The 2,147-nt window shown below is 62.5% G+C and carries 2 protein-coding genes and 1 pseudogene; all 3 read left to right on the plus strand.

Annotation, left to right across the window (positions count from 1 at the left end):
- Positions 1 to 275: pseudogene (locus RDN59_RS12110) on the plus strand (oxidoreductase); the annotation flags it as partial.
- Positions 276 to 299: 24 nt separating this feature from the next.
- Entirely contained in the window at positions 300 to 1,943 is a 1,644-nt protein-coding gene (locus RDN59_RS12115) for a peptide chain release factor 3 (protein ID WP_308608052.1), read from the plus strand.
- A 77-nt stretch (positions 1,944 to 2,020) separates the two neighbouring features.
- Positions 2,021 to 2,147 (plus strand): CoA transferase (locus RDN59_RS12120; protein ID WP_308608053.1); only part of this gene is annotated, 127 nt, incomplete at its 3' end.

Genomic DNA, 2,147 nt, shown 5'->3' on the forward strand with positions numbered 1-2,147 from the left:
CGGGCATTTTGAATACTGGTTTCGGGCATAACTCAACGAGTAGGACGAGCAAGCTGTATTCGACCGCTGCGGCTCAATACGTTTTGGGCAAGGCGGACAAGGGCGGAGAAAACTTAGCCTATTTTCTCAGCGGCACCCCGGGCATCCATTTCAAATCCGGCGAGTATTACAACCAGAAGCGCAAGCCGGGGTTGCAGCGACCGATTGCGAAGAAGCTCTCGGTGGCGCGGCGCATCTTCGATGATCTGGGCCGCCAGCTCAATGTGGAGTGGTAGCAGGCAGCGGCTAAACTAGCCCGCATGAGTATTGCCTCCGAAGCTTCCCGCCGCCGCACATTCGCCGTTATCGCCCACCCGGATGCTGGTAAGTCCACGTTGACGGAGGCGCTGGCGCTGCACGCGCACGTCATCAACGAGGCCGGCGCGGTGCACGGCAAGGGCAACCGCAAGTCCACGGTCTCTGACTGGATGGAGATGGAGAAGGAACGCGGTATTTCCGTCGCCTCCTCCGCCCTGCAGTTCGAGTACGCACCCGAGGGGCACGAGGGCGAGCCCTACATGATCAATTTGGTGGATACCCCGGGCCACGCGGACTTCTCGGAGGATACCTACCGCGTGCTCACGGCGGTCGATGCTGCCGTCATGCTTATCGACGCCGCCAAGGGCCTCGAGCCCCAGACCCTCAAGCTCTTCCGCGTGTGTAAGGCCCGCGGCCTGCCGATCATTACGGTGATCAACAAGTGGGACCGCGTGGGACGGGAACCGCTGGAGCTTGTCGATGAAATCGTGAACGAAATCCAGCTACAGCCCACCCCGCTGTACTGGCCGGTGGGTATCGCCGGCGACTTCCGCGGCTTGGCCCACATCAACGATGACGGCGAGGCCGACGAGTACGTGCACTTCCTGCGCACCGCCGGTGGTTCCACTATCGCCCCTGAGGAGCACTACGCGCCTGAGGATGCAGCCGCGAAGGAAGAGGATGCCTGGGAGACAGCCGTGGAGGAAGCAGAGCTGCTGGCCGCCGACGGCGCCCTGCATGACCAGGAGCTCTTTGAGCAATGCGTGACCTCCCCACTCATCTTCGCCTCGGCGATGCTGAACTTCGGCGTCCACCAGATTCTGGATACGCTGTGCGCGATTGCCCCGGCTCCGCGTTCGCGCGAGTCGGATCCTCAGGCCATTGAAGCTGCTGGCTCCGGCGGAGCTGCTGCCATCGATGAGGTCCGTGAGGTCACCGATGAGTTCTCGGGCGTCATCTTCAAGGTACAGGCGGGCATGGACCGCAAGCACCGCGATAACCTCGCTTTCATGCGCGTGGTCTCCGGTGAGTTTGAGCGCGGCATGCAGGTCAACCATGCGCAGTCCGGCCGCAGCTTCTCCACTAAGTACGCGCTGACCGTCTTTGGCCGCACGCGTGACACCGTGGACACGGCCTACCCGGGTGATATCGTCGGCTTGGTCAACGCCGGTTCCCTCGCACCGGGTGACACGATCTACACGGGCAAGAAGGTGCAGTTCAAGCCCATGCCGCAGTTCGCTCCGGAGTCCTTCCGCATCCTGCGCGCGAAGTCTTTGGGCGATTACAAGGCCTTCCGCAAGGGCTTGGACCAGCTGGCCGCGGAGGGCGTGGTCCAGATTCTGCGCAACGATACGCGTGGCGATGCCGCCCCGGTCATGGCCGCGGTGGGTCCCATGCAGTTCGAGGTCATGCAGGCCCGCATGGAGGTCGAATACAACGTGGAGACGATCACCGAGCCCATCCCCTACTCGGTGGCGCGCCGCACCGACGCCGAGTCCGCGCCCGAGCTGGGCCGCCAGCGCGGCGTGGAGATCTTCACCCGCACCGACGGCGAGCTCATCGCCCTCTTCGGCGATAAGTGGAAGCTGGCCTTCATTGAGAAGGAGCACCCGGAACTGACCATCGAAACACTCGTGGCGGATTAACTTTTAACCACCCTTGTTGCCTGACCTACCCAACGGTACGATGAACACAAGTTTCGTACACCGTTAGGTAGGTCACAATGAGTTCTCCCCTCGCCGGCACGTCAGTCCTTTTCCTCGGTGGCATCGGCCCCGGTCCCTTTGCCGCGATGATGCTTGCGGACATGGGAGCCAGTGTTACCCGCGTGGTCCGCCCAGGAAATCCTC

Source organism: uncultured Corynebacterium sp. (assembly GCF_902489365.1).
Lineage (GTDB): Bacteria > Actinomycetota > Actinomycetes > Mycobacteriales > Mycobacteriaceae > Corynebacterium.

Coding starts and splice junctions, on each gene's coding strand:
- RDN59_RS12115 (WP_308608052.1), top strand. CDS start 300: ATGAGTATTGCCTCCGAAGCTTCCCGCCGCCGCACATTCGCCGTTATC.